The sequence below is a fragment of the Pseudomonas sp. CCI4.2 genome, assembly GCF_034350045.1.
Lineage (GTDB): Bacteria > Pseudomonadota > Gammaproteobacteria > Pseudomonadales > Pseudomonadaceae > Aquipseudomonas.
The window spans coordinates 3208705-3235026 of sequence record NZ_CP133781.1 but is presented as its reverse complement, the minus strand read 5'-3'; the positions used below and the strand labels follow the sequence as shown (position 1 = coordinate 3235026).

General features: G+C 57.4%; 24 protein-coding genes and 1 riboswitch. Of the genes, 11 read left to right on the top strand and 13 right to left on the bottom strand.

Annotated features, from left to right (window positions below):
* Positions 1-164 precede the first annotated feature (164 nt).
* On the top strand, positions 165-1583 hold the full coding sequence (locus RHM65_RS14625) for a short-chain fatty acid transporter (RefSeq protein WP_322165254.1): 1419 nt from the start codon (positions 165-167) through the stop codon (positions 1581-1583).
* Between the two features lie 16 nt (positions 1584-1599).
* Here the strand turns inward: RHM65_RS14625 and RHM65_RS14620 are convergent, their stop codons facing one another.
* Positions 1600-2493, bottom strand: a complete 894-nt coding sequence (locus RHM65_RS14620; protein WP_322165255.1) for a LysR substrate-binding domain-containing protein — start codon at positions 2491-2493, stop codon at positions 1600-1602.
* A gap of 103 nt (positions 2494-2596) precedes the next feature.
* Here RHM65_RS14620 and RHM65_RS14615 point away from each other — a divergent pair, with 103 nt between their 5' ends.
* Positions 2597-3532 carry a DMT family transporter gene (locus RHM65_RS14615; RefSeq protein WP_322183749.1) on the top strand — a complete coding sequence of 312 codons (936 nt, stop codon included), beginning with the start codon at positions 2597-2599 and terminating at the stop codon, positions 3530-3532.
* Positions 3533-3538: 6 nt separating this feature from the next.
* Here the strand turns inward: RHM65_RS14615 and RHM65_RS14610 are convergent, their stop codons facing one another.
* On the bottom strand, positions 3539-4039 hold the full coding sequence (locus tag RHM65_RS14610) for a MarR family winged helix-turn-helix transcriptional regulator (RefSeq protein WP_322183747.1): 501 nt from the start codon (positions 4037-4039) through the stop codon (positions 3539-3541).
* Positions 4040-4212: 173 nt separating this feature from the next.
* On the opposite strand from RHM65_RS14610, the gene RHM65_RS14605 reads away from it, so the two are divergent.
* On the top strand, positions 4213-5754 hold the full coding sequence (locus tag RHM65_RS14605) for an MFS transporter (protein WP_322183745.1): 1542 nt from the start codon (positions 4213-4215) through the stop codon (positions 5752-5754).
* Positions 5755-6044: 290 nt separating this feature from the next.
* On the opposite strand, the gene RHM65_RS14600 is transcribed toward RHM65_RS14605, so the two are convergent.
* From RHM65_RS14600 to RHM65_RS14565, 8 genes are all read right to left on the bottom strand, one after another.
* Positions 6045-6377, bottom strand: a complete 333-nt coding sequence (locus RHM65_RS14600) for an antibiotic biosynthesis monooxygenase (RefSeq protein WP_322183743.1) — start codon at positions 6375-6377, stop codon at positions 6045-6047.
* Positions 6378-6381: 4 nt separating this feature from the next.
* The gene (locus RHM65_RS14595; protein WP_322165260.1) at positions 6382-7113 is read right to left on the bottom strand and encodes a CTP synthase; all 732 of its coding nucleotides are present in this window, start codon (positions 7111-7113) and stop codon (positions 6382-6384) included.
* 21 nt (positions 7114-7134) lie between these two features.
* Complete coding sequence (locus RHM65_RS14590; RefSeq protein ID WP_322183741.1) at positions 7135-8382, bottom strand: MFS transporter; 1248 nt, start codon at positions 8380-8382, stop codon at positions 7135-7137.
* Positions 8383-8489: 107 nt separating this feature from the next.
* Positions 8490-9395, bottom strand: a complete 906-nt coding sequence (locus RHM65_RS14585; RefSeq protein ID WP_322183739.1) for an AraC family transcriptional regulator — start codon at positions 9393-9395, stop codon at positions 8490-8492.
* A 99-nt stretch (positions 9396-9494) separates the two neighbouring features.
* Positions 9495-10190 carry a fumarylacetoacetate hydrolase family protein gene (locus RHM65_RS14580; protein ID WP_322183737.1) on the bottom strand — a complete coding sequence of 232 codons (696 nt, stop codon included), beginning with the start codon at positions 10188-10190 and terminating at the stop codon, positions 9495-9497.
* A 383-nt stretch (positions 10191-10573) separates the two neighbouring features.
* Positions 10574-11521 carry a 2-hydroxyacid dehydrogenase gene (locus tag RHM65_RS14575; protein ID WP_322183734.1) on the bottom strand — a complete coding sequence of 316 codons (948 nt, stop codon included), beginning with the start codon at positions 11519-11521 and terminating at the stop codon, positions 10574-10576.
* An 84-nt stretch (positions 11522-11605) separates the two neighbouring features.
* Positions 11606-12349 (bottom strand): CbtA family protein, encoded by a 744-nt coding sequence (locus RHM65_RS14570; RefSeq protein ID WP_322183732.1) that lies wholly within the window; start codon positions 12347-12349, stop codon positions 11606-11608.
* 15 nt (positions 12350-12364) lie between these two features.
* Entirely contained in the window at positions 12365-12577 is a 213-nt protein-coding gene (locus RHM65_RS14565) for a CbtB domain-containing protein (RefSeq protein WP_322165266.1), read from the bottom strand.
* 30 nt (positions 12578-12607) lie between these two features.
* A riboswitch (cobalamin riboswitch) is annotated at positions 12608-12749 on the bottom strand.
* Between the two features lie 14 nt (positions 12750-12763).
* On the opposite strand from RHM65_RS14565, the gene RHM65_RS14560 reads away from it, so the two are divergent.
* Positions 12764-13336, top strand: coding sequence for a histidine phosphatase family protein (locus tag RHM65_RS14560; RefSeq protein ID WP_322183730.1), 573 nt, complete (start codon positions 12764-12766; stop codon positions 13334-13336).
* A 210-nt stretch (positions 13337-13546) separates the two neighbouring features.
* Here the strand turns inward: RHM65_RS14560 and RHM65_RS14555 are convergent, their stop codons facing one another.
* On the bottom strand, positions 13547-14062 hold the full coding sequence (locus tag RHM65_RS14555) for an N-acetyltransferase family protein (protein ID WP_322165268.1): 516 nt from the start codon (positions 14060-14062) through the stop codon (positions 13547-13549).
* Positions 14063-14166: 104 nt separating this feature from the next.
* On the opposite strand from RHM65_RS14555, the gene RHM65_RS14550 reads away from it, so the two are divergent.
* The 6 genes from RHM65_RS14550 to RHM65_RS14525 all read left to right on the top strand — a co-directional run bounded on the left by RHM65_RS14550 (position 14167) and on the right by RHM65_RS14525 (position 21821).
* Positions 14167-15051: a LysR family transcriptional regulator gene (locus RHM65_RS14550; protein WP_322183728.1), complete on the top strand. Its 885-nt coding sequence runs from the start codon at positions 14167-14169 to the stop codon at positions 15049-15051.
* 96 nt (positions 15052-15147) lie between these two features.
* Positions 15148-15867, top strand: a complete 720-nt coding sequence (locus RHM65_RS14545; RefSeq protein ID WP_322183726.1) for an alpha/beta hydrolase — start codon at positions 15148-15150, stop codon at positions 15865-15867.
* A 245-nt stretch (positions 15868-16112) separates the two neighbouring features.
* Positions 16113-17528 (top strand): glutamate decarboxylase, encoded by a 1416-nt coding sequence (locus RHM65_RS14540; RefSeq protein ID WP_322165271.1) that lies wholly within the window; start codon positions 16113-16115, stop codon positions 17526-17528.
* Positions 17529-17602: 74 nt separating this feature from the next.
* A complete protein-coding gene (locus RHM65_RS14535; protein ID WP_322165272.1) occupies positions 17603-19303 on the top strand; it encodes a transporter in 1701 nt (566 codons plus the stop codon).
* A gap of 735 nt (positions 19304-20038) precedes the next feature.
* Positions 20039-20608, top strand: a complete 570-nt coding sequence (locus RHM65_RS14530) for a DedA family protein (protein WP_322165273.1) — start codon at positions 20039-20041, stop codon at positions 20606-20608.
* A gap of 82 nt (positions 20609-20690) precedes the next feature.
* Complete coding sequence (locus RHM65_RS14525; RefSeq protein ID WP_322183724.1) at positions 20691-21821, top strand: glycerophosphodiester phosphodiesterase; 1131 nt, start codon at positions 20691-20693, stop codon at positions 21819-21821.
* Between the two features lie 9 nt (positions 21822-21830).
* On the opposite strand, the gene RHM65_RS14520 is transcribed toward RHM65_RS14525, so the two are convergent.
* A complete protein-coding gene (locus RHM65_RS14520) occupies positions 21831-22904 on the bottom strand; it encodes a diguanylate cyclase (protein WP_322183722.1) in 1074 nt (357 codons plus the stop codon).
* Between the two features lie 99 nt (positions 22905-23003).
* Positions 23004-24545 carry a sensor domain-containing diguanylate cyclase gene (locus RHM65_RS14515; protein ID WP_322183720.1) on the bottom strand — a complete coding sequence of 514 codons (1542 nt, stop codon included), beginning with the start codon at positions 24543-24545 and terminating at the stop codon, positions 23004-23006.
* 271 nt (positions 24546-24816) lie between these two features.
* On the opposite strand from RHM65_RS14515, the gene pssA reads away from it, so the two are divergent.
* Entirely contained in the window at positions 24817-26160 is a 1344-nt protein-coding gene (pssA, locus tag RHM65_RS14510; RefSeq protein WP_322165277.1) for a CDP-diacylglycerol--serine O-phosphatidyltransferase, read from the top strand.
* Positions 26161-26322: the final 162 nt, after the last annotated feature.

Sequence of the window (26322 nt, the reverse complement as noted above, 5' to 3'; positions counted from 1 at the left end):
ATTCGCAGGCAAGCCTGCTCCCACAGGTTTTGTGCGTGTCATTCACGATCTAACACCAAGTTGCCATCACGGTGTGCCATCCTTCCAGTTCCAGTGCTTTGCAACACACAAGAACGGGCCAAATACTTGGCCGCTCAATAATAATTTTAATAAAGGTAGGACCCATGGCCGCCGAAATCGAAGACAGCCGCTATGCCCGCTTTGCCCTGCGTTGTGCCAATTGGGCGGAACGCTGGTTTCCCGATTCCTGGGTGTTTGCTGTATTGGCCGTGGTTATTGTCGCGGTTGCTACCATGGCGATGGGCGCTAAACCAACCGAAGTCGCCAACGCCTTTGGCGACGGCTTCTGGACGCTGATTCCGTTCACCATGCAAATGGCCTTCGTGGTAATTGGCGGTTACGTGGTGGCCAGTTCGCCCCCCGCCGTTCGCCTGATTGACCGCTTGGCGCAGATTCCGAAAAACGGCCGTTCAGCGGTGGCATGGGTCGCCTTGATCGCGATGGTTGCGTCGTTGTTGAACTGGGGCCTGTCGCTGGTATTTGGCGGGTTATTGGTTCGCGCCCTGGCGCGCCGCACCGAACTGCGCATGGATTACCGTGCTGCCGGCGCTGCAGCGTACCTGGGCTTGGGCGCGGTCTGGGCGTTGGGGCTTTCGTCCTCGGCTGCTCAGCTGCAAGCCAACCCCGGCAGTCTGCCGCCATCGATTCTTGCCATCACCGGCATGATTCCGTTCACCCAAACCATCTTTCTGTGGCAGTCCGGCGTTATGCTGGCGGTGTTGGTGGTTGTCTCGCTGATCATCGCTTACGCCACCGCGCCCGGGCCGGCCAGTGCGCGTGATGCCGCCGCCTGCGGTGTCGATCCAAGCTTCAGCATTCCGACCATCCCGAAGCGTTCGCGTCCGGGTGAGTGGCTTGAATACAGCCCGATCCTGATCATCCTGTTAGTGTTGCTGGCGGCGGGTTGGTTGTTTCATGAGTTCTCGACCAAACCGGCGATCACGGCCATTTCGGGTCTGAACACCTACAACTTTCTGTTCATCATGGTCGGTGCCCTGCTGCACTGGCGTCCGCGCAGCTTTCTCGATGCGGTGACCCGTGCGGTCCCGACCACCACCGGCGTGCTGATCCAGTTCCCACTCTACGGCTCAATCGCAGCGCTGATGACCACGGTCAAAGGCAGTGATGCGCAGACCTTGGCGCACCACATTTCAACCTTCTTTACCCACATCGCTTCCCATGACACCTACGCGCTGTTGATGGGCGTGTACTCGGCGGTACTCGGTTTCTTCATTCCGTCGGGCGGTGGTAAGTGGATTATCGAAGCGCCGTACGTGATGCAAGTCGCCAATGACCTGAAGTATCACCTGGGCTGGGCGGTTCAGATCTACAACGCAGCCGAAGCGTTGCCAAACCTGATCAACCCGTTCTACATGCTGCCGCTGCTGGGCGTTTTGGGCCTGAAGGCGCGGGACCTGATCGGTTTCTCGTTCGTACAATTTCTGGTCCACATCCCGCTGGTGTTGTTCCTGCTGTGGTTTCTTGGCACCACGCTGGCATACCTCCCGCCGGTCATGCCTTAAGCATTTCTGAACCACGCTATGGGGGTGGCGTCGACGCTTCGGCAATCAGCCATTCCTTGAGCGCCTCCACTGCCGGTCGCGAGGTCGACAGCCGTGGTTGAACCACATAGAAACCTTTAGCCAGCGGCAATCGCTGGCTGAAGGGTTCAATCAAGGCGCCACTGCTCACCTCCTCCTCGGTCAACATCGGGCTGGTCAATACCACGCCTTGATCATGCCGGGCGGCCTCGATGGCCATCAGCGACTGATCAAAATGAATCCCCGCCATTTGCACCACCTGCCCCGTCGGTATCGCCGTGAAGCGCGTCAGCCAATCGTTCCAATGCGGGTGCAGGGTGCTGTGCAACAACGTCGTCTGGCGCAAATCTTCAGGCGTTTTCAGTCCAAAACGGGCGGCGTAACTCGGGCTGCAATACAGCCGCGCCTGGTCCTGATAGAGCAAATGCGTTTCGAGTTCGGGAGCGTGCCCGTCGAAATGTCTGATCGCCAAGTCCACCCGCTCGTTGGCGAAATCCACCAATGCCACCGAGGAACTGAGGTGCAGGGCAATCGCCGGGTGCTGCCGAAGGAAACCAGACATGCGCCGCGCAAACCATTTGGCCGCCAGGCCTGGCGGCATCGTCAGCCATACGCTGCTGCTTTGGCGGTCGCGTAACGTGTGGCTGGCCTCGTTGATTTGCGCCAACGCCGGTTGAATCCGAGCCCAATAGGCCAAGCCATCTTCGGTTGGCCTGACTTGGCGAATGTGCCGAGTAAATAGCGCGACACCGAGCCACTGTTCAAGGCTGCGAATCTGCTGACCGACTGCGCCCGGGGTGACAAACAGCTCAGCGGCAGCCAGAGAAAAACTATTGAGCCGCATGGCAGATTCGAAGTAAACCAGCGATTTTAAGGGCGGTGAATTTTTCATGGTGAAGATTTTCTATTCCATTCAGCACAGATGATGATTTGTAGCCGATCCAACGGACGGAGCACAATCGGTTTTTCACCGCCCCACCTCACAGGTACCCCCCATGAAAAATATCGCCTACATAGCCTTTGCCTTACTTGGCGTGATCTGGGGCACCAATTTTATCTACATGAAATGGGCCGCGGCCCTGATCACACCCTCGCAAATCGTGCTGCTGCGGGTTCTGTTTGGCTTCTTGCCCATCCTGATCTTTGCCTTGGCGACCCGCGCGTTGCGTTGGAGCCACTTACGGCATGCCCATCACTTTTTAGTGATGGCGCTGCTGGCCACTGACCTTTATTACTACGCCTTCGCCAAGGGCACCTCGATGCTGCTGTCCAGCGTGGCCGGGATGTTGAGCGGTGCGATTCCACTGTTTACCTTCGCCTGCGCATTTTTGTTTCTACGCCAGGAACCGCTGACCCGTCGCGTCGGCATGGGCGTCGCGTTGGGGTTTGTCGGTGTACTGCTGATTGCCCGGCCGTGGGCAACCGGCACCGGTGGCATTTCGCTTGAGGGTGTTCTGTACATGGTGGCGGGTTCGCTCAGCCTCGGTTGCTCGTTCGTCTACGCCAAACGGTTTGTGTCCGGGCTGGGGATCTCGGCGGTGGCGTTGTCGACCTATCAAATCGGCCTTGCGCTGATGGTGATCGCCGCCGTCACCGACCTGCACGGCGTCGATCACCTGCTCGTCGACCAGCGTGCGTTTCTCGGTGTGTCCCTGGGGCTGGGTCTGTTGGGTACTGGCGTCGCCTACATTCTCTATTACTTCATCGTCCAGCGTTTGGGCGCGTTGGCGGCAGCGTCCGTCACCTATATCCCGCCGGTGGTTGCGCTGTTGATTGGTTTCTTCGTGGTCCAGGAGCCAGTTCATCTGATGGACTTGCTGGCGGTCGCCGCGATTCTTGCTGGGGTGTACATCGTCCAGACCGGCCGCGCCCAAGCCGTACGCCAGGCGGCATTGATCATTGCACCCTCCCAGGTACGCGAAGCCCACTGATCCAACTCAGTCTGCGGCCAGCTCTTGCAGGTAATCGCCCGACGCGATGGACGCCAACGAGGCACGCAGGTCGCTGGCCTTTTCAGCACCCAGAACTGATTCGAAACAGGCTTGCGCTTGCAGCCACAACGCTTGGGATTCAATCAATTTGGCCTCCCCCACCGAGGTCAGTTTGACCAAGCGGCTACGGCGGTCATTCGGATCGATTTCCACCGACACAAACCCATCGCGCTCCAACGGTTTCAGGTTGTGCGCCAGCGCGGAACGATCAAGCACCAGCGCCGCTGCCAACTCGCTCATGGACGGCACTTGGCTGCGGGCGATCTGCATCAGGATCGAGCGTTGGGTTGAGCGCAATCCGCACGGGGCCAATACCACGTCATACATCTGCGAAATGCGCCGGGTTGCCTTGCGCAAACTGGTGGCATGGCAAAGGACCTGTTCGGGCACCACGAAGCCACCGCTGAGTTGAATCGGTGCCCGGACGTTGCTGGACGTGCTGTTCATAGACTTCTTATTCCTGTGTGTCTGGACCCTGTGGCCATTGGATCTAAAGAAAGACTTGACGATTACAGGTATATACCCGCAAATTATGAATTAGGAGCATATACCCTCATCCGCTTCGTTGCACAGACGAATCGCCGTTCGAGCGCTCATCCACCGACCCGAGACCGTCACGCATGAGCACCGAAACCCATAGCCCCATCGATGGCTTGCAACGATTCCTCATCTTGCTGTGCGTCTCTATTCCGTCGTTCATGATCAATCTGGATTCCAATATAGTCGCGGTGTCGCTGTCGTCCATCGCCCATTCGTTCAACGCCGATTTCGCCGACATCGAATGGGTGATCAGCGCTTATACCCTGACCTTTGCTTCGCTGGTTATGCCGGCCGGCGCTTTGGCAGATCGTTATGGCCGTAAGCGTATTTTGATTGTCGGTCTGGCGATTTTTACCTTGGCCTCGTTTATTTGCGGCGCAGCGCCCAATGTCACCGCACTTAACGCCGCCCGCGCCTTGCAAGGGGTGGGCGCTGCGCTATTGCTGAGCGCGGCACTGGCGACGCTGTCACATTCGTTTCGCGGCGCTGACCGGGCCAAGGCCTTTGCGTTTTGGGGTTCGGTAATCGGTATCGCGATTTCCTTGGGCCCCGTGGTCGGTGGTTATATCACCGAGCATTTTGGCTGGGTATGGGCGTTTTACATCAACGTGCCGGTCGGGATTGCAATGATTGTACTGGTGATGCGCACGTTGAAAGAATCCCGTGATCCCCAGGCCAACACAATTGACTACCTGGGTGTGGTGACCTTCAGCAGCAGCCTGTTCTTGATCACCCTGGCGTTGATCTCCGGCAACCATGAAGGCTGGGGCAGTCTGCGAGTGCTGCTCGAACTGGCCAGCGCGGCCCTGCTGTTCGCCTTGTTTTTACTGGTCGAAACTCGACAAGAACGCCCAATGATGGACTTGGCAGTTTTCCGTCGGCACACCTACGTCGGTGCCATTATCGCGGGCCTGGCTTACGCGGCCTCGCTGCTGACCATGCTGACCTACCTGCCGATCTATTTTCAAAGCGGTCTCGGCTACAGCCCACAAACTGCCGGTCTGTTGATGCTGCCGATTGCCGTGCCGCTGTTCATCGTGCCGCGCGTGACCGCAGCGTACCTGACGCATCGTTTTAGCGGGCGCACGCTGCTGACCTTGGGACTGGCGACGGTCGGCGCCGGGCTGTTCTGGCTTGGGCTGGAAATCCCGCGTTTCGACTACCTTTCGATGCTCGGCGGGCTGTTGCTGGCCGGGACCGGTGCAGGGATTTTGAATGGTGAAACGGCGAAGGTTGCGATGTCGACCATCGCGCCTGAACGTGCCGGCATGGCCTCCGGCATCTCGGGAACCGTGCGCTTCAGCGGCATCGTGATTGGTTTTGCTGCGCTGGGTGCGATTCTGTTCCATCGCGTCGCCGCTTCAGTCATCAGCGGACTGCCCAACGCAACGGCCGCCGACACCTTCGCCCTGACCCGCAGCATCGCTGCCGGGGATTTGAGCGGCGGCGCAATGGGCCTGAATTCATTGGCCACGAGCAGCTTCGGCGCGGGCTATCAAGCGATTCTGTTTGTTGCGGCAAGCCTGGCAATCATCTCGGCGCTGGCCACCTGGCTACTGGTACGCACCGCCGACACCGCGCCAAACGTACACCACAGCCATGCGCCGGTGGCTCAACGGTAAGTCCCCTGTGGGAGATTCTTGCCAACGAAAACGTCAATGCAGGCGACCCAGGTTTCAGGTCAACATCAGCGGCGCGATTGCTGGCCTCTTCGCAGGCAAGCCTGCTCCCACAGATTCGGTTCTGCTATGCCATCGCTGAGTTCGTGCGGACCCAAATCACCCCGTGGGAGTTGGCTTGCCAACGAAAGCGTCAATGCAGGCGACCCAGGTTTCAGGTCAACATCAGCGGCGCGATTTCCGGCCTCTTCGCAGGCAAGCCTGCTCCCACAGAAATTTGGAAGGTGGCTCCTTCACCCCATTGATCCAAACGAATACGCCCGTTCAACCTTGCTGACTCGGGAGGTGCAGGCTTGGTACCAAGTGGCGCGGCCTTGTTCTCTGATGGCGGCGTGTTCGGGGTGATGCTTCCAGGAAAGGATGGCTTCTTCGCTCGACCAATACGACACGGTGATCCCCAGCCCATCCTCGCCACGGGCCGACTCAACGCCAAGAAAACCGGGCTGCTGGCTGGCCAGTTCAACCATTCGGTCGGCCGCCTCGGCGTAGCCGTGGTAGTCATTGGCTGTGCGCAGCGACGTGAAAACTGCCGCGTAATAAGGTGCTTCGGGGGTTTTGGCAATCATCGTCTCAGTCCTTGATTGAACTCTTCACACCGGCCCGACGCACACAACACGCGCGAACAAACGCCGTAACCAACGGTGGCGTAATCCCCACCAGCGCAGCCCTCTCCGGCTGGAACAAGGTGGCGACGAAAAACGGATGACCTGCCAGTTCTACCACCCGAATGTCGCCGGTCTGGTCATGACCCGAACCGGTCAAAGGCCCCGTCAGCAGCGCCTGCGCAAACGCGACGTTGAGGCCAAATCGGCAGCGATAGGTTTGGGTAGTATTCAGCGCGCCATAGGCGTTGGCGATCAGTGAGCCTGGAACGAGCTCGATAGCGTCTGCCATTTCGACCAATGCGCAACTCAACGGCGCGATAACCGCGCGCTGCGCGTCGGGCGAGGTTTCGGCATGTTCCGCGTCCGCCCAACCCAACACATTGCGCGCGTATTCAATCACCGCGTGCTGGAACCCGCCGCAGGTGCCGAGAAACGGCACCTGCTGCTCGCGTGCAAAACGGATGGCATTTAACGCGCCCTCGGTGTCTTGATAAGGACTGGCCGGAACGCACCACAGCCCGTCAAATCGAGCCAACGCAAAGTTGTCATGGGCCTCGGGTGTGGGTAACCAGTCAAAGGTAATCGACAGCCCTTCGTCATTAGCCACCCGGTTCAGCGCCAAAGGAATCGCCTGATGCGCGGTCACACTAGCGTCGTAATCGCCGATCAGCGCAATACGAACTTTTTCATTACCCATCCATGTCTCTCCTGAGTTAACTCACACGGGCGTCAATGCAAACGCCACTTGAGGTTGCCGTCCGGCAATCAAAATAAACCCTACCGACAACAGCGCACACGCCGCGCTGAGCACAATCGATGCGCTGTAGCTCTGATAGAGGTCGAACAATAATCCGCCGAGGCTGCCACCGACCAACGCCGCAACACCCACAGCAATGTAAAGCGCACCAAGGATCGCACCCAGATTAGCCATGCCAAACCAACCGGCGGCGACTGCCGGGTACAGAGATATACAGCCGCCATTGGCCACGCCGAATAAAACGGCGAAAAGCGCTAGAGAGTAGAAACCATGGGCGCTGAGCCAAAATCCATTCAGCAGCATCAACGCAACGCTGAGGCAAATCAGCAGACGACGTGGGCCCATTCGATCCCCCAGGCTGCCCAAAAACAGTCGGCCGCCGACGTTGCCGATACCGATCAGGCCGATTAACAGGTTAGCTTCGGTGGCCGACAGGCCCAATTGTCGGGCGTAGGGATTGATGTGCACCAGTGCCAGAAACAGGCCCACCGAGCCGAAGAAGATCGCCACGAAATACCACCAAAAGCGTCCGGTCTTGACCGCCTCGGCCAGCCTCATACCGGGTAGCGTCACCCCGTGAGCGTGGGTGCCAGACGACGTGGAAGGACGATCGCCATCGGGCAGCAAACCAAGCTCTTGGGGATTGCTCCTCATCCACAGCGCTGCCAACACGCCGATCACCAGAATGACGGCGGCGAAGATGCGAAGGGTTATTTCCCAGGAAAAATGCTGCATCAGCAAGCCGGCGGCGGTTGGTCCGATAAAGGTGCCAACCCCGGTCCCGGCCAAGGCCAGGCCTGAGGCTTTGCTGCGGTGCTTCACGAACCAGCGCTGCACGGTGGTGATCGTCGGCACATACACCAAACCGACGCCGAGACCGACCAACACACAAAACGAGACAAGGAAGAATGGCAGCGAACCGGCGGCCAGACTGCTGACGAAGAAGCCTAGGGCCAGTAACACGACGCCCACGCTGACCACCAGCCGTGTCGACACTCGGTCGGCCAACGAGCCAGAAAAGACACCCACCACGTAATACATAAACGCAGTCAGGGAAAACACCGAGGCCACGGAGAAACTTCCCACGTTAAAACTGATCTGGATTTGCGAGAAGAACGCGCCGAACGAATAGGCTCCGCCAAAAATCAGCGCCAACAGCAAGTGCGCTGCCAACACGACATACCATCCGTGGAACAGTCTGGGTTTCATGGCACAGTTCTCGGCGGGAAATACTGGAATTTGATGGATCCAGAGGGTGCCGTTTGTCCGGCCTATTTACAAGGTGAGCTGAAGGGTCTGACGCATCAATGCGGCCGTCACCCCTCCCGATGCAGGCGCCGAAACTGCCCCGGTGGCAAACCATTGGCTTTGCGAAACCGTCGGGAAAAGTAAGCTTCGTCAGCGAACCCGCAGACTTCGGCAATGTGGCTCACCGGTTTGGTGGTGTTGATCAAATGGGTCCGCGCCAAGCGCATGCGGCGCTCCAGCACCAGTTCGGAAAACGTACTGCCAGTTTCTTTTCGCAACAGGTGGGTCAGGTAATTGGGCGATAGAAAGGCTGCAGCCGCTGCGTCTTTAAGGGTCATTTCAGGGTCGGCGATGTGCTCGCGTATAAAGCTTGAGACCCGACTCAGCGCATCGCGACGGCCTCTTTTCTCCGCCTTGCTGGCAGACAACGCCAACAATTGAGCCTCATACACATTGCAGACCTTACCGATCAGTTGCAGCAGATAGCCCTTGAGCATCAAACCGGTGCCCAACTGCCGGTTCTGGTCGAGTTCGCGCATTTTTTGCAGCAGTCCTTCCACTTCAGAGAAGTTCGCATCGTCCAGCACGAAATCGAGGTGTTCTTGAAAGCGGAATGGCGCCAATTCCGGCGCTTGGGCTAAAGAAACATCCTCAAGGTCCATGGGATCGCACGGCAAATGTTGCAGGAAAAATTCCTGAGAGAAGTTGATCAAGACAAAATTGCCGTCGTCGGGATGGGGAATAACGTGCAAGCGATGGGGCAGGATAAACGCCAGGGTATTGCGCGCAAACGCTCGAATCGCGCCACCAATGTGCTGTACGGTGTCGCCACCAAGGTTGATTTGAATCTGAAAATATTCATGCCGGTGCGGCGTGGTCAGCGGTGGACGTGCCGATTTGTCACGGATGTAGAAATCCGCACGGTCGCTGCGCTGCTGCATGCCGTAAGTGGGGATTCGGGACAATGTCGACATAGCGGGTGCACCCTGACTGCTTTTGGACTGACCGCCACAGGGTATTTCAGATGCGGCGGTCAGGCCTAGCGAATAGTGATCGGGGTGAACGGTTGGGCGTTAGCGCGGGCCCACGGTGAAGGTGAATTCGTTCAGCCCGTCGATCCCGCCGTTAACCACGTCGCCCACCTGCAACGCGCCAACCCCGGCTGGGGTGCCAGTGAAAATCAAGTCGCCCGCTTTGAGTTTGACCGATTGTGAGAGGTAGCTGATCACGTCTTTCACCGGCCAGATCTGGTCGCTGAGGTTGCCACGTTGACGCTCGACACCGTTGACCTTGAGCCAGATCGCGGCGCCCTCCAAGTGACCGACGCTGCTGAGCGGTTTAAGCGGCGAGCTAGGCCCGGATTCGTCAAAACCCTTGGCCCAGTCCCACGGCCGACCCATTTTTTTCGCTTGAGCTTGAATATCACGACGGGTCAGATCAGCGCCTACCGCATAGCCCCATACGTGGCTCAACGCGTCTTCAGGCGCAATATCGACGCCATCTTTACCAATCGCCACCACCAGTTCGATCTCGTGGTGCAAGTCTTCAGTCAGTGTTGGGTAGGCAATGGTCCCTTCGGCCGGAACCACTGCGTCGGCCGGCTTCATAAAGAAAAACGGTGGTTCGCGGTCTGGATCGTGGCCCATTTCCCGAGCGTGGTCGGAGTAGTTACGGCCAACGCAAAACACGCGACGAATCGGGAAACGGCTCGACGTGCCTTCAACGGCCAACGACGGAGCGGTAACGGGGGCAATCACAAAATCACTCATGGGTTTCTCCTGACAGACAGCCAATGTGTAACGGGCATGGCCCTAGTGTGCACAAGACCGTTAAAAACAGGTTGGACAGAACACTGAAGCTTTTGGACGGAGCAACGCAGGTGATGGTTCATCAGAGCCCGACGATACGGACCTCTGTAAGAGCCAACGTGTTGGCGAAGGTCCTTCGGACCTATCGCAGCCTTCGGCGCCTACCGAATGTGTGCATCGCCAACATCTGTGGGACCGAATTTATTCGGGAAGGCTTCAGTCCTGACACCCTGCAACCTCAAACCAGACAAAGTGCCACACAGTTTGCTGCGCGACAGCACGGCGTCGAAGACGTGGCGGACTCTCCTACAGAGATTGTTGGCGTCGCGCGGTACCCAGCGACTTTATTTCCCCGGCAACGGCAACGGCACTGGCGTCAGCACCGGTCGCCCTGAAAAGTGCGCCAGCAAGTTATCGGCGACCATTTGCACGGTGCCTTGGGACGCTTCCGGCGACAGGCCAGCAACATGTGGGGTCAACACCACGTTGCTTAGGGCTTTCAGCGCATCGGGCACTCGCGGTTCGTCGTCGAACACGTCCAGCGCGGCGCCAGCGATGCGCCGGTGTTTCAGGGCTTCGATCAAGTCCGCAGTCGAAATAACGCTGGCGCGAGCGATATTGACGATAAACCCGTTAGGGCCCAGTGCTTCAAGCACCGCTTTGTCCACCAACTGATGAGTACCTGCACCGCCCGGCGTGGCGACGATGAAGAAGTCCGAGGCGCTGGCCAGCGCCTCCGGCGTGGCGCAATACGCGTAGGGCACGTCGTTGCGCAGGCGACGATTGTGGTAACTGACGGACATGTCGAATCCAGCCGCACGTTTGGCGATGGCCATGCCCACCGAGCCCATGCCGAGAATGCCGAGGCGTTTTCCAGCCAATGAAGGACGCATGATTTTGCTCCACTCGCCGCGTCGAACCGAGGCGTCGGCCCGTGGAATATCCCGCACCAACGACAGCAACAAGGCCATGGCGTGATCGGCCACCGACGGCGAGTTGACCCCTGCCCCGTTGGTGACCACAACGCCCCGCGCTTGGGCGGCATCAAGGTCGACATGTTCGTAACCGGCGCCAATCACACAGATGATTTGCAAATGCGGCAGCGCAGCCATTTCATCGGCGAAGAAACCCAACGGGCCTCGGGTCAACACCGCATTGATCTGCTCGCCATAGGTCGCAATAGCCTTGGCGCGCTCGGCCGGGCTCGGCGCAAGAATCAGCGTAAAACCACTGTTTTCAATGATCGGCAGGTAATCATTGACGTTTTCTACCAGCACCAGAACAGTCGGCATGCGTTCCTCTCAGATCACAGTCAAATAGGTTAAAGCCACGAAGCTAGGCACACAGTAAAAGGCCCGCACGCGGCGGGCCTCTACTCAGGACTGAAGCTTGGCCCGAGGCGGTGAAGTCACCGGATTGAGCTTGCGCTCCGCCAGCCAGCCAAAGGCCAAGCCGACGGTGGTCCACAGTACGATTTGAATACCCAGCGAAGCCGTGCGAAATTTCCACAGCAACACCGCCGAGAAATCCTGTGGCACTTCATTAACCGTAGGAAACATTGCCGTCGCCAGAATCATGATCGCCGCATACAAAGCAACGGCCAGCAACGCGCCATTCCAGACGCCGCGGGTAGCAATGAGCTTACGCGCCGCGTTGATCGCGATGACCATCGCTGCCACAGAGAGCAGCATCATTAGGAAGAACAACTTGGTGCGTTTGCCGATGGTTGCAGGGTCGCCAATCGACGGTGGATTAGCGGGGTACTTCATACCCGGCACCAAAATGATCGCCACGAAGGCGGCCAATGCCAGCAATGCCGCTAGCCCACGAGGGCCCATGTTGCCAGCCCGACCCAAGGTGTAAGCGAACACCAGAGCGAAAATCCCGCCCAGCGAGACGCTGTAGACCATGATGCCGGTGAATAAACCGAAGGTACTTTGTACCTCGCGGCTGATCAGCTCTTCTTCCGGAGCGTCACCATGCATCGCCGACATGTGGTGTTCTTCGAAGGCGATAGCCCTGTCGATCTGCGGCTCACCAAACACTTTGGCAAAGCCAAACGCAAGAAGGCCGGCGAGCAAGCCCACCAGCATTCCTCTAATAAGTAATTGCCCAGTCATGTCATGTTCCTGAAGTTAGTGGCAAGGGAAGCCCAGCAAGTGGCGACCGTCATGCACAAACTCATGGACATACGTTCCGGAAAACATCGACGTGGCGCCTTGTTCTGCGCCAACGAAATACAGCGCAAGCATCAACAGCAAACCGACGAACACGGCCCACGGCAGAATTTCACCCAACGGGATCACCGGCAGCGAGGTATCGGTATGGGTTGTGGCGTTGAAAGTCATAAGAGTCTCCAGGGAACTCGCGTCCCAATACGGATAACGGGTGGACAAAACAAGGTCTGGCTTACGGCAATGACCGAATACAGTGGCGCGACCGCACCGGATTCCAACCGGCTTCCTGCTTTGCAACATGATGCAACTGCTCGGGCAGTGTACTCTTCTCGACTTGTAAAACCAGTGTGAACCGCCATGGCAACCCGTCTGACCTTGATCTGCCACGCCCGAACCGTTGCGCAAAAACTTGGGCGCTTTGCGCAAGACGAACCCATCGAGATGGACTGGCAATCGTCAGCGGGTTCGCTGTCTGGACACTTCAAGCTCTCTGCCCAGTTGCTTAGCGCACCAGAAACTCGCGCGCAGCAGACCGGCTTGCTGTTCGCAAGCGAGTTGGACATCGTGCCCGCCCTGCGCGATTGCGATTTCGGACGTTGGCAGGGTCAGCGTATTGACGACCTTCAAGCCCAAGAACCCGAAGCGCTTAACGCCTGGCTTACCGACAGCATGAGCGCGCCCCACGGTGGCGAATCCATTGCCGACGTTTGCGCCCGCGTCAGTGCATGGCTCGATACGCTGCGCACCCCCGGCCACATCATCGCGATTACCCACCCCTTCATCATCCGCGCGGCCATCGTCCATGCGCTGCAATGCCCGATGACAGCGTTCAATGCCATCGACATCGAACCGCTGTCGATGACCGAGCTGAGGTACAACGGACGCTGGCGACTGAGGATGGAGCGCGCAGCAAACACCAAGCCGCTGTAGAGCCAACGTGTTGGCGAAGGTCCTTCGGACCTTATCGCAGCCTTCGGCAGTTCCTACAGAAATCTGTGCAGCGTCAAACCTGTGCAGGCTGTGTGGGACCGAATTTATTCGGGAAGGCGCAAGTCCTGACGCGCTGCAGCCTCAAACAACACAAAGTGCCACACAGTTTGCTGCGCGACGGCGCGGCGTCGAAGGCGGTGGGTGCTTCTCCTACAAACCTAGCGCGCGCTGCATCAGAACGGTGTCCACCCAGCGCCCGTGCTTGAAACCCACCGATTCAAACACCCCCACGCGGCGAAAACCGAGGCGTTCGTGCAGTCGGATCGAGGCGTAATTCTCGCTGTTGCCAATGATCGCGATCATCTGCCGCGAGCCGCCTTGGGTGCAGCGCTCAATGATTGCGCCGAGCAGCGCCTGGCCGATGCCCTTCCCGCCCAGCCCCTCACGCACATACACCGAATCTTCAACCGTAAAACGGTAACCCGGGCGCGGTCGGTACAGGGTCGCGTAGCCATAACCCACCACTTCACCCCCACGTTCGGCGACCAGATACGGCAGCCCTTTGGACAGGATGTCAGCGCGCCGGCCCAGCATGTCGGCGACGCTGGGCGCTTCCAGTTCGAAGCTGGCGATACCGCCGAGCACGTGCGCCGCGTAAATGGATTGCACGCTGGGCAGGTCGTCGTCGGTGGCGTCGCGCAGGACCGGGGTTTCGCGGGTGTTCATAGTTCGTCTGCTTTAATGACCGTCGGATAGGCGGCAATGATGCCGGGGCCGGTGACTAAAAAAAAGTTATGATCGCTTATCCTCTGCATAAGAAAAACTTTGAGATGCAACGACTCAACCTCAATCATCTGCACACCTATTCATGTGTTATTGCCTGCGGAAGTTTTTCTGCAGCAGGCGAAAAACTCGGCCTGACTCAACCGGCTGTCAGCCTGCAAATCCGTCAGTTGGAACAGCGCCTCAATGTGCGACTCATCGAACGCGTCGGCAAACGGATCAAAGCCACATCGCCGGGCAATCTGTTGCTGGAACACATTATCCACATCGACGCCGCCGTCGAACATGCATTGCTGGACCTCGCGACCCACGCGCAGGAGGTCGCGGGCATTATTGCCATTGGCACCGGTGCAACGGCCTGCATCCACCTTCTGCCGCCCATCCTTCAAACCTTGCGCCAACAATTTCCGGCGCTGGAGGTGCGTGTCAGCATTGGTAATACCGAAAGCGTCGTAAAGGCCGTGGAGGAAAATCGTCTGGATCTAGCCTTGGTCACGCTACCTGCGACCGGACGCAGTTTAGCGGTGACGCCGCTGATGGATGACGTGTTCGTTGCGATCTTCAGCGCCGAGGAAACACAGCTGCCAGAACAGGTCACCCCCGCGACGCTGATCCCTTACCCGCTGGTGGTCTTCGAAGCCGGCAGCAGCACGCGGGCGTTGATCAACCAGTGGTACGCGGAGTCGGGCATTCGAATCAAACCGGTGATGGAGTTGGGCAGCATCGAGGCGATCAAGGAAATGGTCGCGGCGGGCTTGGGCTATAGCATCGTACCCAGCCTGTCAGTTGCCGCCGCCCACCATCGACGCGGGCTGCAAGTTCGCAGCCTGACGCCCGCATTGACCCGCACCTTGGGCATCGTCCTGCGTCAGGACAAACCACTCAGCAAGGCCCTGCACCAAGTGGTCGATGCGCTGATGTCATTGGCGTGAACTGGAAACCCATCGCGCCGTGTTTTGAATACAGCAGAGAAAAACCGGTGCTAAGCTTCGCCCTCGATCCGGACAAGGCTGTGAAAAGGCAGGCATATGATCAAAGTTCTCGCTGCACTGTTTCTCCTCGCGTCATCCTCCGCTCATGCCCAATCTCCCCTGCAAACCGACCTGCCCTTGAGTTACCTGGAACAGACTGACGGACAATCCCGAAACAAGCCGCTGGTAATCTTCCTGCATGGCTCCGGCGCCAATGAAGCCGACCTGTTCGACATCAAGGATCAACTGCCCGCCGAGTACACCTTTTTGTCGGCGCGAGCACCGTTTGAGGTCGGACCCAATAGCTATCAGTGGTTCAACAAAAAACCCGGCGACGGCCCTTACGATGGCGAAACCGACGACCTGAAAAGCAGCGAAGCATTGATTTCGGACTTCGTGGTTAAAGCCACCGAGAAATACAACACCCAGCCGGACAAGGTGTTTCTGATCGGGTTCAGCCAAGGCGCGATCATGTCCTATGAAGTGGCCCTGCGGCACCCAGACATCCTGCGCGGGTTCGCTGCGTTGAGCGGCAAGATCCTGCCCGTACTGAAATCCGAGTTGCAGCCGTTACCGGGTTTCAAGGCGCTTGAAGTGTTCATCGGTCACGGCACCGCTGACCAGCGAGTACCGTATGTCGGCGCAACTGACGCTGATACCTGGCTGAAAGAATTGGCCATCGAGCCTGAATTTCATGCGTATCCCGGTATCGGCCATACCATCAGCGATAACGAAATCATGGACCTGGATAACTGGCTGAAGAAGATCATTAACTGATCTGGATCAACTAACCACCAGCCGTTTCAGCGTAGGCTCATACGGGTTAGTTACACATCGAATTTGGCTACGCTTCCCCGAAAACACCCTCACCCCCGCCCGCTAAATTAGCGGCGCACGCAACGTCTTAACGCTTGTCTGTGTTGATGTTCACTGTTTTTGCAGCACGCTTTGAAGCGGCTCAATCCGCTGTACATCGCGGCCAGGGCTATCGCCTTTCCCTCATTTCTGCAGAGTAGGATTCCATGGCACTTCATCAAACCGCTGAAACCCGCGACGACGCTATCGAAGACGTTTACTCCAGTGGCACGTCGCAACGACGCCTGCCCAAGTATCGGCTCCCTGATCATTCGACTGCGCCCTCGGCGGCTTACAACCTGGTCCGCGACGAGCTGTTGCTGGACGGTAACTCCCGGCAAAACCTGGCAACCTTCTGCACCACCTGGGTCGAACCCGAAGTACAGAAGTTGATGGCCGACGCCCTCGACAAGAACATGATCGACAAAGACGAATACCCGCAAACGGCCGAAATCGAGAACCGTTGCGTGCACATCATTGCCGACCTGTGGCATGCGCCGAAATCCTGGCAAACCGTGGGCTGTTCGACCACCGGTTCCAGCGAAGCGGCCATGCTCGGCGGCTTGGCCTTGAAGTGGACCTGGAAAAAACTTCGCGAAGAAGCCGGTCTGCCCACCGACAAACCTAACTTCGTGTGCGGTCCGGTGCAGATTTGCTGGAAGAAATTTGCCCGTTATTTCGACGTGGAAATCCGTGAAGTACCGTTGCGTGGCAATGCGCTGGGCCTGGAGCCCGCCGACCTGCGCGCGTATTGCGACGAAAATACCATCGGTGTGGTTGCCACCTTGGGCGTGACCTTTACCGGTATCTACGAACCCGTTGCGGCGTTGGCGGCCGAATTGGACGCCATGCAGCGTGACCTTGGGCTCAATATTCCGATCCACGTGGACGCGGCCAGCGGCGGCTTTATCGCCCCCTTCATTCAGCAAGCATTGAAGTGGGACTTCCAGATCGAGCGGGTCAAATCGATCAATGCTTCCGGCCACAAATATGGCCTCGCGCCATTGGGCGTGGGCTGGATCATCTGGAGCTCGAAAACCGATCTGCCGGAAGAGTTGATCTTCTACGTCGATTACCTGGGCGGCAACATGGCCACCTTCGCGCTGAACTTCAGTCGCCCGGGCGGTGAAATCATCGCGCAGTATTACAACTTTCTGCGCTTGGGCCGCGACGGTTATACCCGCATCCAGCAAGCCTGTTCGGACACTGCGCAGTGGCTGGCGGGTGAGATTACCCGGCTGGGTCCGCTGGAATTGGTTTACGACGGCAAAGATGGCCTGCCAGCGGTTTGTTACAAACTGAAGGACGGCATCGACCACGGCTTCAGCCTGTATGACTTGTCGGAACGGGTGCGGATGCGCGGCTGGCAAATTGCGTCGTACCCACTGCCCTCTGACCGCCAGGACATTGTCGTCCAGCGGGTATTGGTACGGCATGGTGTCAGCCGCGACCTGATTGGCTTGCTGCTGGATGACTTGCGCAAGGCCATCGCCTTCTTGCAAAAAAATCCGGTACTGGCGTCTGACGCCGGCCCGAGCTTCAACCATGGCGCTGTCGCTGCCACTCCAATCGACGCGGCTTAGTTCGACCTCGAACTCCACCGGGCAACGTATTTGCCCGGTGTTTATAGCGTTTCATCGCAAAGCGCGAGGTCACTGTGATTGCATTTCTGACATTTCTACAAAGCAACCCGTACATTTTATTGTTTGTGGTGGTTGGCCTGTCCGTGTGGGTGGGTCGTGGCAGCATCAAGGGCTACGGCCTCGGTGCGGTCGCGGCGGCCATCGTCATTGGGTGCGCGATAGCCTCCTGGGCTGCCGCCTATGGCATACACCTGGAGCTGAACAGCTTCACCAAAAGTCTGTTTTATTACCTGTTTATGTACGGCGTCGGCCTACGAGTCGGTCCGTCGTTCATCAACAGTTTGAAAGGTGATGGGCTGAAATTCACCTTTCTGGCAATTTTGTCGTCGTTCCTCGGGTTGGGGATTGTGGTGACGGGCACGAAACTGTTGTCGCTGCCGGTTGGTGCTGCGGGCGGGATTCTCGCCGGTTCGCAAACCATGTCCGCCGCCATCGGCTCGGCTGAACAGGCGATTACCTCTGGGGTAGTGCCACTACCGCCGGGCACTACCGCCGCTGCCGCCACCGCGATGATTGCCTTGTCGTATGGCATCACCTACATCTGGGGCACGGTGGGGATCATTCTGATCTGCAAATACCTGCCGCGCTGGTGGGGCGTGGATGCGCGCAAGGCGGCCAAGGAATACGAGATCGAACACGGTGTTCCGAATGTCGATGACGCGGGCCTGAGCGGTTATCGCCCCTTCGATTTACGGGCCTATCGGTTGGTCAACCCGGCGTACGAAGGGAAAACCATCGGCCAGTTTCGCGAGCACTTCGCCCAGTACCAGATCGAGAACGTCGAGCGCGGCACCCAATTGCTCGGCGCCGACCCGAGCTTGGTGTTGCAACTGGGCGACGTCATCGCCTTGGGTGGCAGCCTTGATGTACTCACCGACCATATGGGCCTGATCGGGCCTGAAGTGCCAGATGCCCGTGCGTTGAACATTCCGTTGGACGAAGCCGAGATTCTGGTGACTCACCGCGACGCCATTGGTAAGGCGCTCAAGGAATTCAGCAGCTCTCCGATTGCCGGCCAGGTGCAATTGCTGGGCATTGAACGCGGCGGGGCGCCGTTGCCTATCGGTCTGGAAACACGCTTGCAGCGGATGGACGTGCTGCACTTGATCGGACTGCGCAGCGCCATCGACAAAGCGGCGGGGATTCTCGGCAAAGTCGCACGCCCAAGCACGGCGACTGATTTGCTGACGCTGTCGTTGGGCATGGTGCTGGGGCTGCTGATTGGCCTGGTGCAAGTGCCGGCGTTCGGTGCTTCAGTGGGTTTGGGTAACGCTGGCGGCCTGTTGGTCTCGGGCATTATCGTTTCGTCGCTGGTATCTCGGGTACGCTTCTTCGGCAACACCCCGAACGCTGCACGGAATATCTTGGAAGACATGGGCCTGATCTTTTTCGTCGCCATCGTCGGCGTCAATGCCGGTGCCAGTCTGGTGTCGCAACTGAGCGCGATCATTGCACTGAAGATATTCGGCTTGGGCTTCGTGGCCTGCACTATCCCACCGTTTATCGTCTGGGCTATCGGCTTCCACGTGTTCAAGATCAACCCGGCCATCCTCATGGGCGGCGTCGCCGGTGCCCGCAGTCACTCGGGCCCTGCGCGCGAAGCGGCAAAAGAAATCGACAGCACCGTGCCCTGGATCGGCTTTCCGGTGGCGTATGCCGTATCGGGGATTCTGCTGACCGTATTCGGCTACTTCGCCATGGTCCTGGCGCGGTAAACCGCAAGGCGTGAGCCAAGGCACACCGCGCCGTTACATTCGCAGGCAAGCCTGGTCCCACAGATTCTGTAGGAGGGTCCGCCACGTCTTCGACGCCGCGCTGTCGCACAGCAAACTGTGTGGCACTTTTTGTGTGGTTTGAGGTTGCAGGGTGTCAGGACTGAAGCCTTCCCGAATAAATTCGGTCCCACGGTTTTGGCGCTACACAGATTCTGTAGGAGCTGTCGAAGGCTGCGATAGGTCCGAAGGACCTTCGCCAACAAGACGGTATCTACAGATGGTCGCCTGCCTGTAGATCGCCCGTGAATTGAATATCAAATTACGGAAAGAGGCCCCGTGAAACCATGCGGCCGAGCCTAAGCGAGGTCCTGCATGGTGGGGCAAGCGTTTTGGGTTACCTTTTTGCGGTTCGGCGTCCCGATGTTTGAAAAAGGTGACTCGCTGTAAAAGCGAAACCATAATTTGAGCAATCACAAAGGCCGGATATACACACGTAACCCAGCGCCAACCTATTGTTTTATAAATAATTAAAAATTAGTTTTATAAGAGCTTGCCGACGAAGACGATTTGTCAGGCAACCCTTTTCAACGAACTTCGCGGGGTGATGCACAGATCGTCCGTGGAACCGCCGAAGGCTGCGATTTCTCGGCTCGCACCGGAAAGCCGGCCAACGGAACAAACCCCAACGGCGATCAGTCAACTCAGGCGCAATGGCCCACATCATGAGGATCGCGTATGACGCTGACACAGGTAATTGCTGAGTACGGTTATCTGGCCGTCTTTATCGGTGCAGCCCTGGAAGGGGAAACAGTGCTGATCATCGCCGGCTTTGCGGCCCACGAAGGTTATTTATCGTTTCCGCTGCTGGCGCTTGTCGCCGTGTTCGGCGGGGCATTGAGCGACTGTGTGTTCTTCACGATCGGGCGCCGCTACGGCAGCCGTCTTATGGCACGGTTTCCCAAACTGCAACCCAGCGCCCGGCGGGTTAATCTACTGCTGGAGCGCTACCAAACCGGGTTGATCATCGGCGTGCGGTTCATGTATGGCCTACGCATCGCCGGCCCTATTGCCATCGGCATGAGCGATGTTCCAACGTCGCGCTTTGTCCTGTTCAACCTGATTGGCGCCGCCATTTGGGCGCCGCTGATTGCCGGTGTTGGCTACCTGTTCGGTCAATCACTGGAGTGGCTGTTCGCGGACATCAAGCACTACGAAGAAGACGCGCTACTGGCAATCATTGTCGTGGCGTTGATGCTGGCGGTGTTGCGCTTTATCCGTCGGCGTTTGAAAACATCCCTGCATTAAAACGATCCTTCACCTATCGGTCATGCGCGACTTGCTACAGTGCAAGCGCACCTGTCTGACGACTGATAAGGAAGATCCAACGATGCTAAATCGAATTCCAAAAACCCTCGGGCTTCTGACGCTGCTGGCCAGCGCCCTCCTTCTAAGCGAAACAACCTTGGCCGTGGAACCTCCCGGCAAAGCCATTGCGGCAAAGATTGGCGTGCCCTGGCCCGCTGTTATTGGCCACCGAGGTGCATCGTTCGATGCGCCTGAAGAGACCATTCCCTCGTATGAGTTAGCACGTGATCTGGGCGCTGATTATCTGGAGATGGACATTCAGCGCACTAAAGACGGGGTACTGATTGCCCTGCACGATGACACCCTCGGGCGCACCACCAACATCGCGCAGGTCTATCCCGAACGGATTAAAGACCCCATCAGCACCTTCACCCTGGAGGAGCTCAAGCGCCTCGATGCCGGCTCATGGTTCAACGCGGCGTTCCCGGCCAAGGCCCGTAGCAGCTACGTAGGCTTGAAAATTCTTACCCTCAATGAAGTCATCGACATCGCCGAAGAGGGGGAGAACAAGCCGGGGCTGTATATCGAAACCAAAGTACCCGCGCAGTTTCCAGGCGTAGAAGAAGATTTGCAGAAACTGTTGGCCAAACGCGGCTGGCTTGACCAACGCCCGGCCGCAGCCAAGGGCCATGTAAACGTTGCCAACACACCAGGCCGCGTGGTGTTGCAGACCTTCGAAAAACCTAGCCTGGAGCTGCTGCAAAAAAGCATGCCGCAGGTGCCCAAAGTGCTGTTGCTGTGGATCGGTGATGGCTACATGGAAGCCAGCTCGACGGTAGACTTCAAAGCGTCCGGCGCCAAAGATAAAGCGGCGTTCTATGCTGGGCGTGAGGTGAAGTCCGAAGCGGAGTTCGCCGCCTGGATGGATTGGGCTAAAGCCCACGGCGCCTCGGGGATTGGTCCTGCGTCGGTACTCAAACACGGTGGCGACCAAAGCTACATGGACATGGTCAAGCCGTGGATGACCAAAATGGCCCATGACCGAGGTCTGTTAATTCATCCCTACACCGTCGATGACGCTGAAGATTTCAAAGCGTTGAGCGCACGTGGCGCCGACGGTTTCTTTACCAACCGTGCAGCGCAATTGCTGAAGTTCTACGGGCGTCCCTCCAAGGACAGTATCGACACCCTGCTGCGCCATAACGGCTATTAAAAACCGCGCCTAGACCGGGTCACTCAGGACCGGATGCAACGCGCCATCCACCCTGCAGCTGACTCGGTTGCGCCCGGTACTTTTCGCCACGTACAACGCCTTGTCCGCCTCGTTCAACCAGAAGGTCGCGTCTGCATGTGACGGGCTATAGGGCGCGAGTCCGATACTGAGGCTGACTTTCATCATCGGTTCCCACTCATAGTGGGTTGCATTAAAGGTATCGCGCAGGCGGTCCATGATCTCGGCGGCCGTCGCCAACGAGGTATCGGGAAGAATCACACAAAATTCGTCGCCACCGTAACGGCCCGCCAAGTCGAACTTGCGCAAGTTCTGATTGAGTACCTTGCTCAACTGCCGAAGGACGTTGTCACCAACCACATGCCCGTAGGTATCGTTGATGACTTTGAAGTGATCAATATCGATCAAGGCAATGGTGCCGCCCTGCTGGGCCAACGCGCAACGCTGAAATTCCACATCAAGATGCCCCTTCCAGGCCCCATGATTTAACAGTCCGGACAAGCTGTCAGTTTGACTGAGCGCCAAGAGCGCACGTTTGTGGTCTTTCAACAGGTGATTTTGTTTATAGGCAATCCAGCCAAGCATTAACGGGTAGATTGCCAGCAGCGGCACACAGGCAAACATCTGCACCGTGCTGGTCTCAGGCTGGAACGCCAAAGGAAACACTAACACTGAGACCGTGATACCCAAGGCCTGGGCCAGCCAGCCAGTCAGCAGAAAACGTATGCCGCCCAGCGCAACGTTGTTCATGGCCATCATCGACATACTGGTCACGCTGGGCAATAGGTTGAACTGCATGGCTCCAACCCAAAAACCACAAAAAAACGAATCCAGCAGCACGTTACGTTGCTCGGTTTTTAGCGGAAATGTCGATCGGCGCGCCAATTGAAACGCGGCTACTGGCCAGATAAAGCCGTTGAGGATCATCAACGCCCACGCCCATGCGGGAGGGTGCAGCGGGAACATGGCAACAGCGATGCAAAGAAAGCCAAGCGCGGAGCCTATCGCTCGGGATTTGAACAGCCGCTTGGTGAGTGATAATCCCTTACTACCGAGATTCTGCATAGAAGCTGTCCAGGTTGGGATAACGATCTATGGTCAATTCAGCGCGAGTTGCTCGCGCCGGCCGCTCAAGCGTAATACGTCAAAGTGAAGCTAACCCTCTCAAGCATCCCCGTCAAAGGTCATGCTGCGATTTCTGCCAGCTTTTTTCGCGGAATACAAGGCTGCATCGGCCCGTTGTATCAATGTCACGATGGTGTTTTCGTCACCGGGTACGCAGGTGTAGCACCCGAGACTGACCGTGACGATGCCCAGCGGGTTATCGCCGTGGGGCATTTGTTTGGCAACCACGGCGAGGCGGATCTTTTCAGCCAACGCAAACGCGCCCACTGCGTCATTTTCCGGCAAGAAAACCGCCATCTCCTCCCCGCCGTAACGAACAGCAAGGTCGCCCGCTCGATTCAAACAAGCCCGAAGGGTGTCCGCAACAGCAACAATGCAGTGATCGCCGGCGTAATGCCCATAGTTGTCGTTGAAACTTTTAAAGAAGTCGATGTCCAGCATGATCAGGCTCAAAGGCGCTTTTTTCCGCTCGCTGCGTCGGAACTCAACGTTCAGAACCTGATCAAAATGCCGGCGATTGGACAACCCGGTCAAGCTGTCCTGCAGCGCGAGTTTTTCCAGCGAACTCTGGGCGATGCGCATCTTCGCTTCCGCTTGCAGGCCGAACCGAATCTGTTGAACCAACAGGATGCCGAACAAGATATTAGCCATCACTGCGCTAATAATAATGATGATTGATTTAAACGAGTTTTGACGCCACTCATCAAGCAATGACTCTTCGGAAATCGCCGCTGCCACCACCAAGGGGTATTTTTCCAATTGCCGGTAACCGTACAGCCGGGTCACTTTGTCAATAATCGAGGTCACCATGGCGGTACCCGATGTGGACTTGGATAAGTAGTCGCTGAATACTTGGCCTTTGGCGAGCGACTTCCCGATCACATCATCCGTAAAGGGTCGCCTGGCCAATATAGTGCCATCCGTCATGGACAGAAAGATCGCGCCTTTATTGTCCATATTGAAACTGTCGAAAAACTGATCGAAATACTTCATGTTCAATGTGGCCAATACCACACCGTCGAAGTTTCCACTTTTATCGTTCACTCGTCTTGAAATAGGGATGACCCAATCGTTGGTTGTTCGACTCCGCACCGCCCTGCCTATGTGCGGCCCAAGGTTGGTGTTTTGCTGGTGATACTGGAAGTATTCCCGATCGGAATTGTTAGCACTTGCTGGCTTGATGCCGAACGAACTGATAATCCACCGACCTGTGCGGTCGAAGTAAAAAACGCCCTGCAGTTGATGGGCTTCCACAACATGCTTTGCCAACAGACGCTCGATCCGCCTGATTTGAGCTGGCCCCAGGCCATCATTCTCAATCCGCTCCACCAAATCGATCAACACCACATCGGCTTCGTCGAAGGTATCTTCCGCTTGCTGGGCCAGGGATTTGGAAAGGTTGGAGGTGGCTATTTCGGCCTGATACAGCTCATGGTTTTTTGCATGTTCAAGCTGCCACACGTTAAACGTGACAATCGATACACAGACCAAAAAAATCGCAATGACCGCCAACCAAAGCACTGGCGCCCTTTTGATCGGTTTTACTCGATCTACGCTGTTATCGTCATCGTGGGAACTCAACAACTTCACCCTTTTTTTTAGCCGCGCCCAGCGTACACCAACCCTCCTTGGATAACACTTGCAGCCGTATGATTCAGTTAGATAAATGGCCATTATTACTTCGAAAACAACGACAGGCGGCTTGTAAAGCATCACTCGCATAGCCTAGGAAATTTATCTTCCGTCCAATTGACGCCCTGATCAGACGGAAGGCACATTGATGTGGATATCAACGTGACCCCGCGCTCTGGTGTAAGCTCGCGAATTGTCCGGTTATTGCTTCGAGAGGCTTATGCGCTCCACTTTCAGACGCTCCCTTCTTCCTGTACTTCGTGGTTTTTCGTCGTCCGCCGATGCTGTGACGCTACTGCCAAGCGCCGCCGATTATCGCCGCTGCCTCCTGGAAAAAATCGCCTCGGCCACTCAGCGAATCTATGTGATCGCTTTGTACCTGCAGCAAGATGAAGCCGGTCAGGAGATTCTCGAGGCCTTGTACGCAGCCAAAACAGCACGGCCGGAACTGGATGTGGTGGTGTTGGTGGACTGGTTTCGGGCACAGCGGGGCCTGATCGGGGCCGGTAAGCAGCCGGGCAACTCGGCGTGGTACCAGGCGCAAAACCTTGAACACGATGTAGAAGTGCCGATCTACGGCGTGCCGGTACAAACCCGCGAACTGTTTGGTGTGTTGCACCTCAAGGGCACGGTGATCGACGATTGCGTGATCTACAGCGGCGCCAGCATCAATAACGTTTACCTGCACAAATTCGACAAGTACCGTCTCGACCGTTATCACCTGCTGCAAAACACAGCATTGGCTGACTCGATGCAGCACATGGTGCAGCAGGACGTGCTTACGTCAAAAGCCGTACACCGCCTCGACCTGCCATCACCGCCCACCTCACGCAGCTTGCGCGGCGAAATCCGCGGGTTGCGCAATCACCTCAAGCGCGCGTCATACGACACCACCGCTGGCACCGAAGACATCGGCGGGCTACGGATTATCCCGCTATTGGGTGTGGGCAACAAAAACCCCCTCAGCCGCACAATCTGTGAATTGATCGCCGCCAGCCAAACGCAATTGACCCTGTGCACACCGTATTTCAATTTGCCAGTGGTGGTCACCCGTGAAATCAACCGCGCCCTTAAGCGCGGGGTGAAGATCGACATCATCATTGGCGACAAGACCGCCAACGACTTCTTCATCCCCGCCGACGAGCCGTTCAAGGTCATCGCTGCGCTGCCGTACCTCTACGAAATCAGCCTGCGCAAATTCGCCCGCAAGCATCAGCAACCCATCGCCAAGCATCAGTTGAACCTGCACTTGTGGAAGGACGGCGATAACACCTTCCACCTCAAAGGCTTGTGGGCGGACGAGCGCTACACCTTGCTGACCGGCAACAACCTCAACCCACGCGCCTTTCAGCTGGACTTGGAAAACGCCCTGCTGATCGACGATCCCCGGGCCGAATGGACAGCACCGCGCACCGCTGAACTGACCCAACTGATGCGCAATACGTTGCGTGTGGGCAAGTACGATGAGCTGGACACCCTCAGCGAATACCCGCTTGCCGTACGCACCTTCCTGCGCCGGGTCAGCCGGGTACGAATTGAGCGCTTGCTGTATCGGATTCTTTGATCGTCATTGCTGGAATTGAAGTTAATCGCGATGTGTAGGAAATTCCGCACGGTTGCGCAGCATGTTGGGGGGAGTGAGGTTGCCGTGAGTCATCTTTACAAACAACGTAGTGGCGCTGTATTCCGGGTGTATATCCGGCCTTTGTGATTGCTGAGCGTATGG

Excerpts from the sequence above, each read along its gene's own strand:
- RHM65_RS14625 (WP_322165254.1), top strand. The coding sequence starts at position 165 with ATGGCCGCCGAAATCGAAGACAGCCGCTATGCCCGCTTTGCCCTGCGT.
- RHM65_RS14620 (WP_322165255.1), bottom strand. The coding sequence starts at position 2,493 with ATGAAAAATTCACCGCCCTTAAAATCGCTGGTTTACTTCGAATCTGCC.
- RHM65_RS14615 (WP_322183749.1), top strand. The coding sequence starts at position 2,597 with ATGAAAAATATCGCCTACATAGCCTTTGCCTTACTTGGCGTGATCTGG.
- RHM65_RS14610 (WP_322183747.1), bottom strand. The coding sequence starts at position 4,039 with ATGAACAGCACGTCCAGCAACGTCCGGGCACCGATTCAACTCAGCGGT.
- RHM65_RS14605 (WP_322183745.1), top strand. The coding sequence starts at position 4,213 with ATGAGCACCGAAACCCATAGCCCCATCGATGGCTTGCAACGATTCCTC.
- RHM65_RS14600 (WP_322183743.1), bottom strand. The coding sequence starts at position 6,377 with ATGATTGCCAAAACCCCCGAAGCACCTTATTACGCGGCAGTTTTCACG.
- RHM65_RS14595 (WP_322165260.1), bottom strand. The coding sequence starts at position 7,113 with ATGGGTAATGAAAAAGTTCGTATTGCGCTGATCGGCGATTACGACGCT.
- RHM65_RS14590 (WP_322183741.1), bottom strand. The coding sequence starts at position 8,382 with ATGAAACCCAGACTGTTCCACGGATGGTATGTCGTGTTGGCAGCGCAC.
- RHM65_RS14585 (WP_322183739.1), bottom strand. The coding sequence starts at position 9,395 with ATGTCGACATTGTCCCGAATCCCCACTTACGGCATGCAGCAGCGCAGC.
- RHM65_RS14580 (WP_322183737.1), bottom strand. The coding sequence starts at position 10,190 with ATGAGTGATTTTGTGATTGCCCCCGTTACCGCTCCGTCGTTGGCCGTT.
- RHM65_RS14575 (WP_322183734.1), bottom strand. The coding sequence starts at position 11,521 with ATGCCGACTGTTCTGGTGCTGGTAGAAAACGTCAATGATTACCTGCCG.
- RHM65_RS14570 (WP_322183732.1), bottom strand. The coding sequence starts at position 12,349 with ATGACTGGGCAATTACTTATTAGAGGAATGCTGGTGGGCTTGCTCGCC.
- RHM65_RS14565 (WP_322165266.1), bottom strand. The coding sequence starts at position 12,577 with ATGACTTTCAACGCCACAACCCATACCGATACCTCGCTGCCGGTGATC.
- RHM65_RS14560 (WP_322183730.1), top strand. The coding sequence starts at position 12,764 with ATGGCAACCCGTCTGACCTTGATCTGCCACGCCCGAACCGTTGCGCAA.
- RHM65_RS14555 (WP_322165268.1), bottom strand. The coding sequence starts at position 14,062 with ATGAACACCCGCGAAACCCCGGTCCTGCGCGACGCCACCGACGACGAC.
- RHM65_RS14550 (WP_322183728.1), top strand. The coding sequence starts at position 14,167 with ATGCAACGACTCAACCTCAATCATCTGCACACCTATTCATGTGTTATT.
- RHM65_RS14545 (WP_322183726.1), top strand. The coding sequence starts at position 15,148 with ATGATCAAAGTTCTCGCTGCACTGTTTCTCCTCGCGTCATCCTCCGCT.
- RHM65_RS14540 (WP_322165271.1), top strand. The coding sequence starts at position 16,113 with ATGGCACTTCATCAAACCGCTGAAACCCGCGACGACGCTATCGAAGAC.
- RHM65_RS14530 (WP_322165273.1), top strand. The coding sequence starts at position 20,039 with ATGACGCTGACACAGGTAATTGCTGAGTACGGTTATCTGGCCGTCTTT.
- RHM65_RS14525 (WP_322183724.1), top strand. The coding sequence starts at position 20,691 with ATGCTAAATCGAATTCCAAAAACCCTCGGGCTTCTGACGCTGCTGGCC.
- RHM65_RS14520 (WP_322183722.1), bottom strand. The coding sequence starts at position 22,904 with ATGCAGAATCTCGGTAGTAAGGGATTATCACTCACCAAGCGGCTGTTC.
- pssA (WP_322165277.1), top strand. The coding sequence starts at position 24,817 with ATGCGCTCCACTTTCAGACGCTCCCTTCTTCCTGTACTTCGTGGTTTT.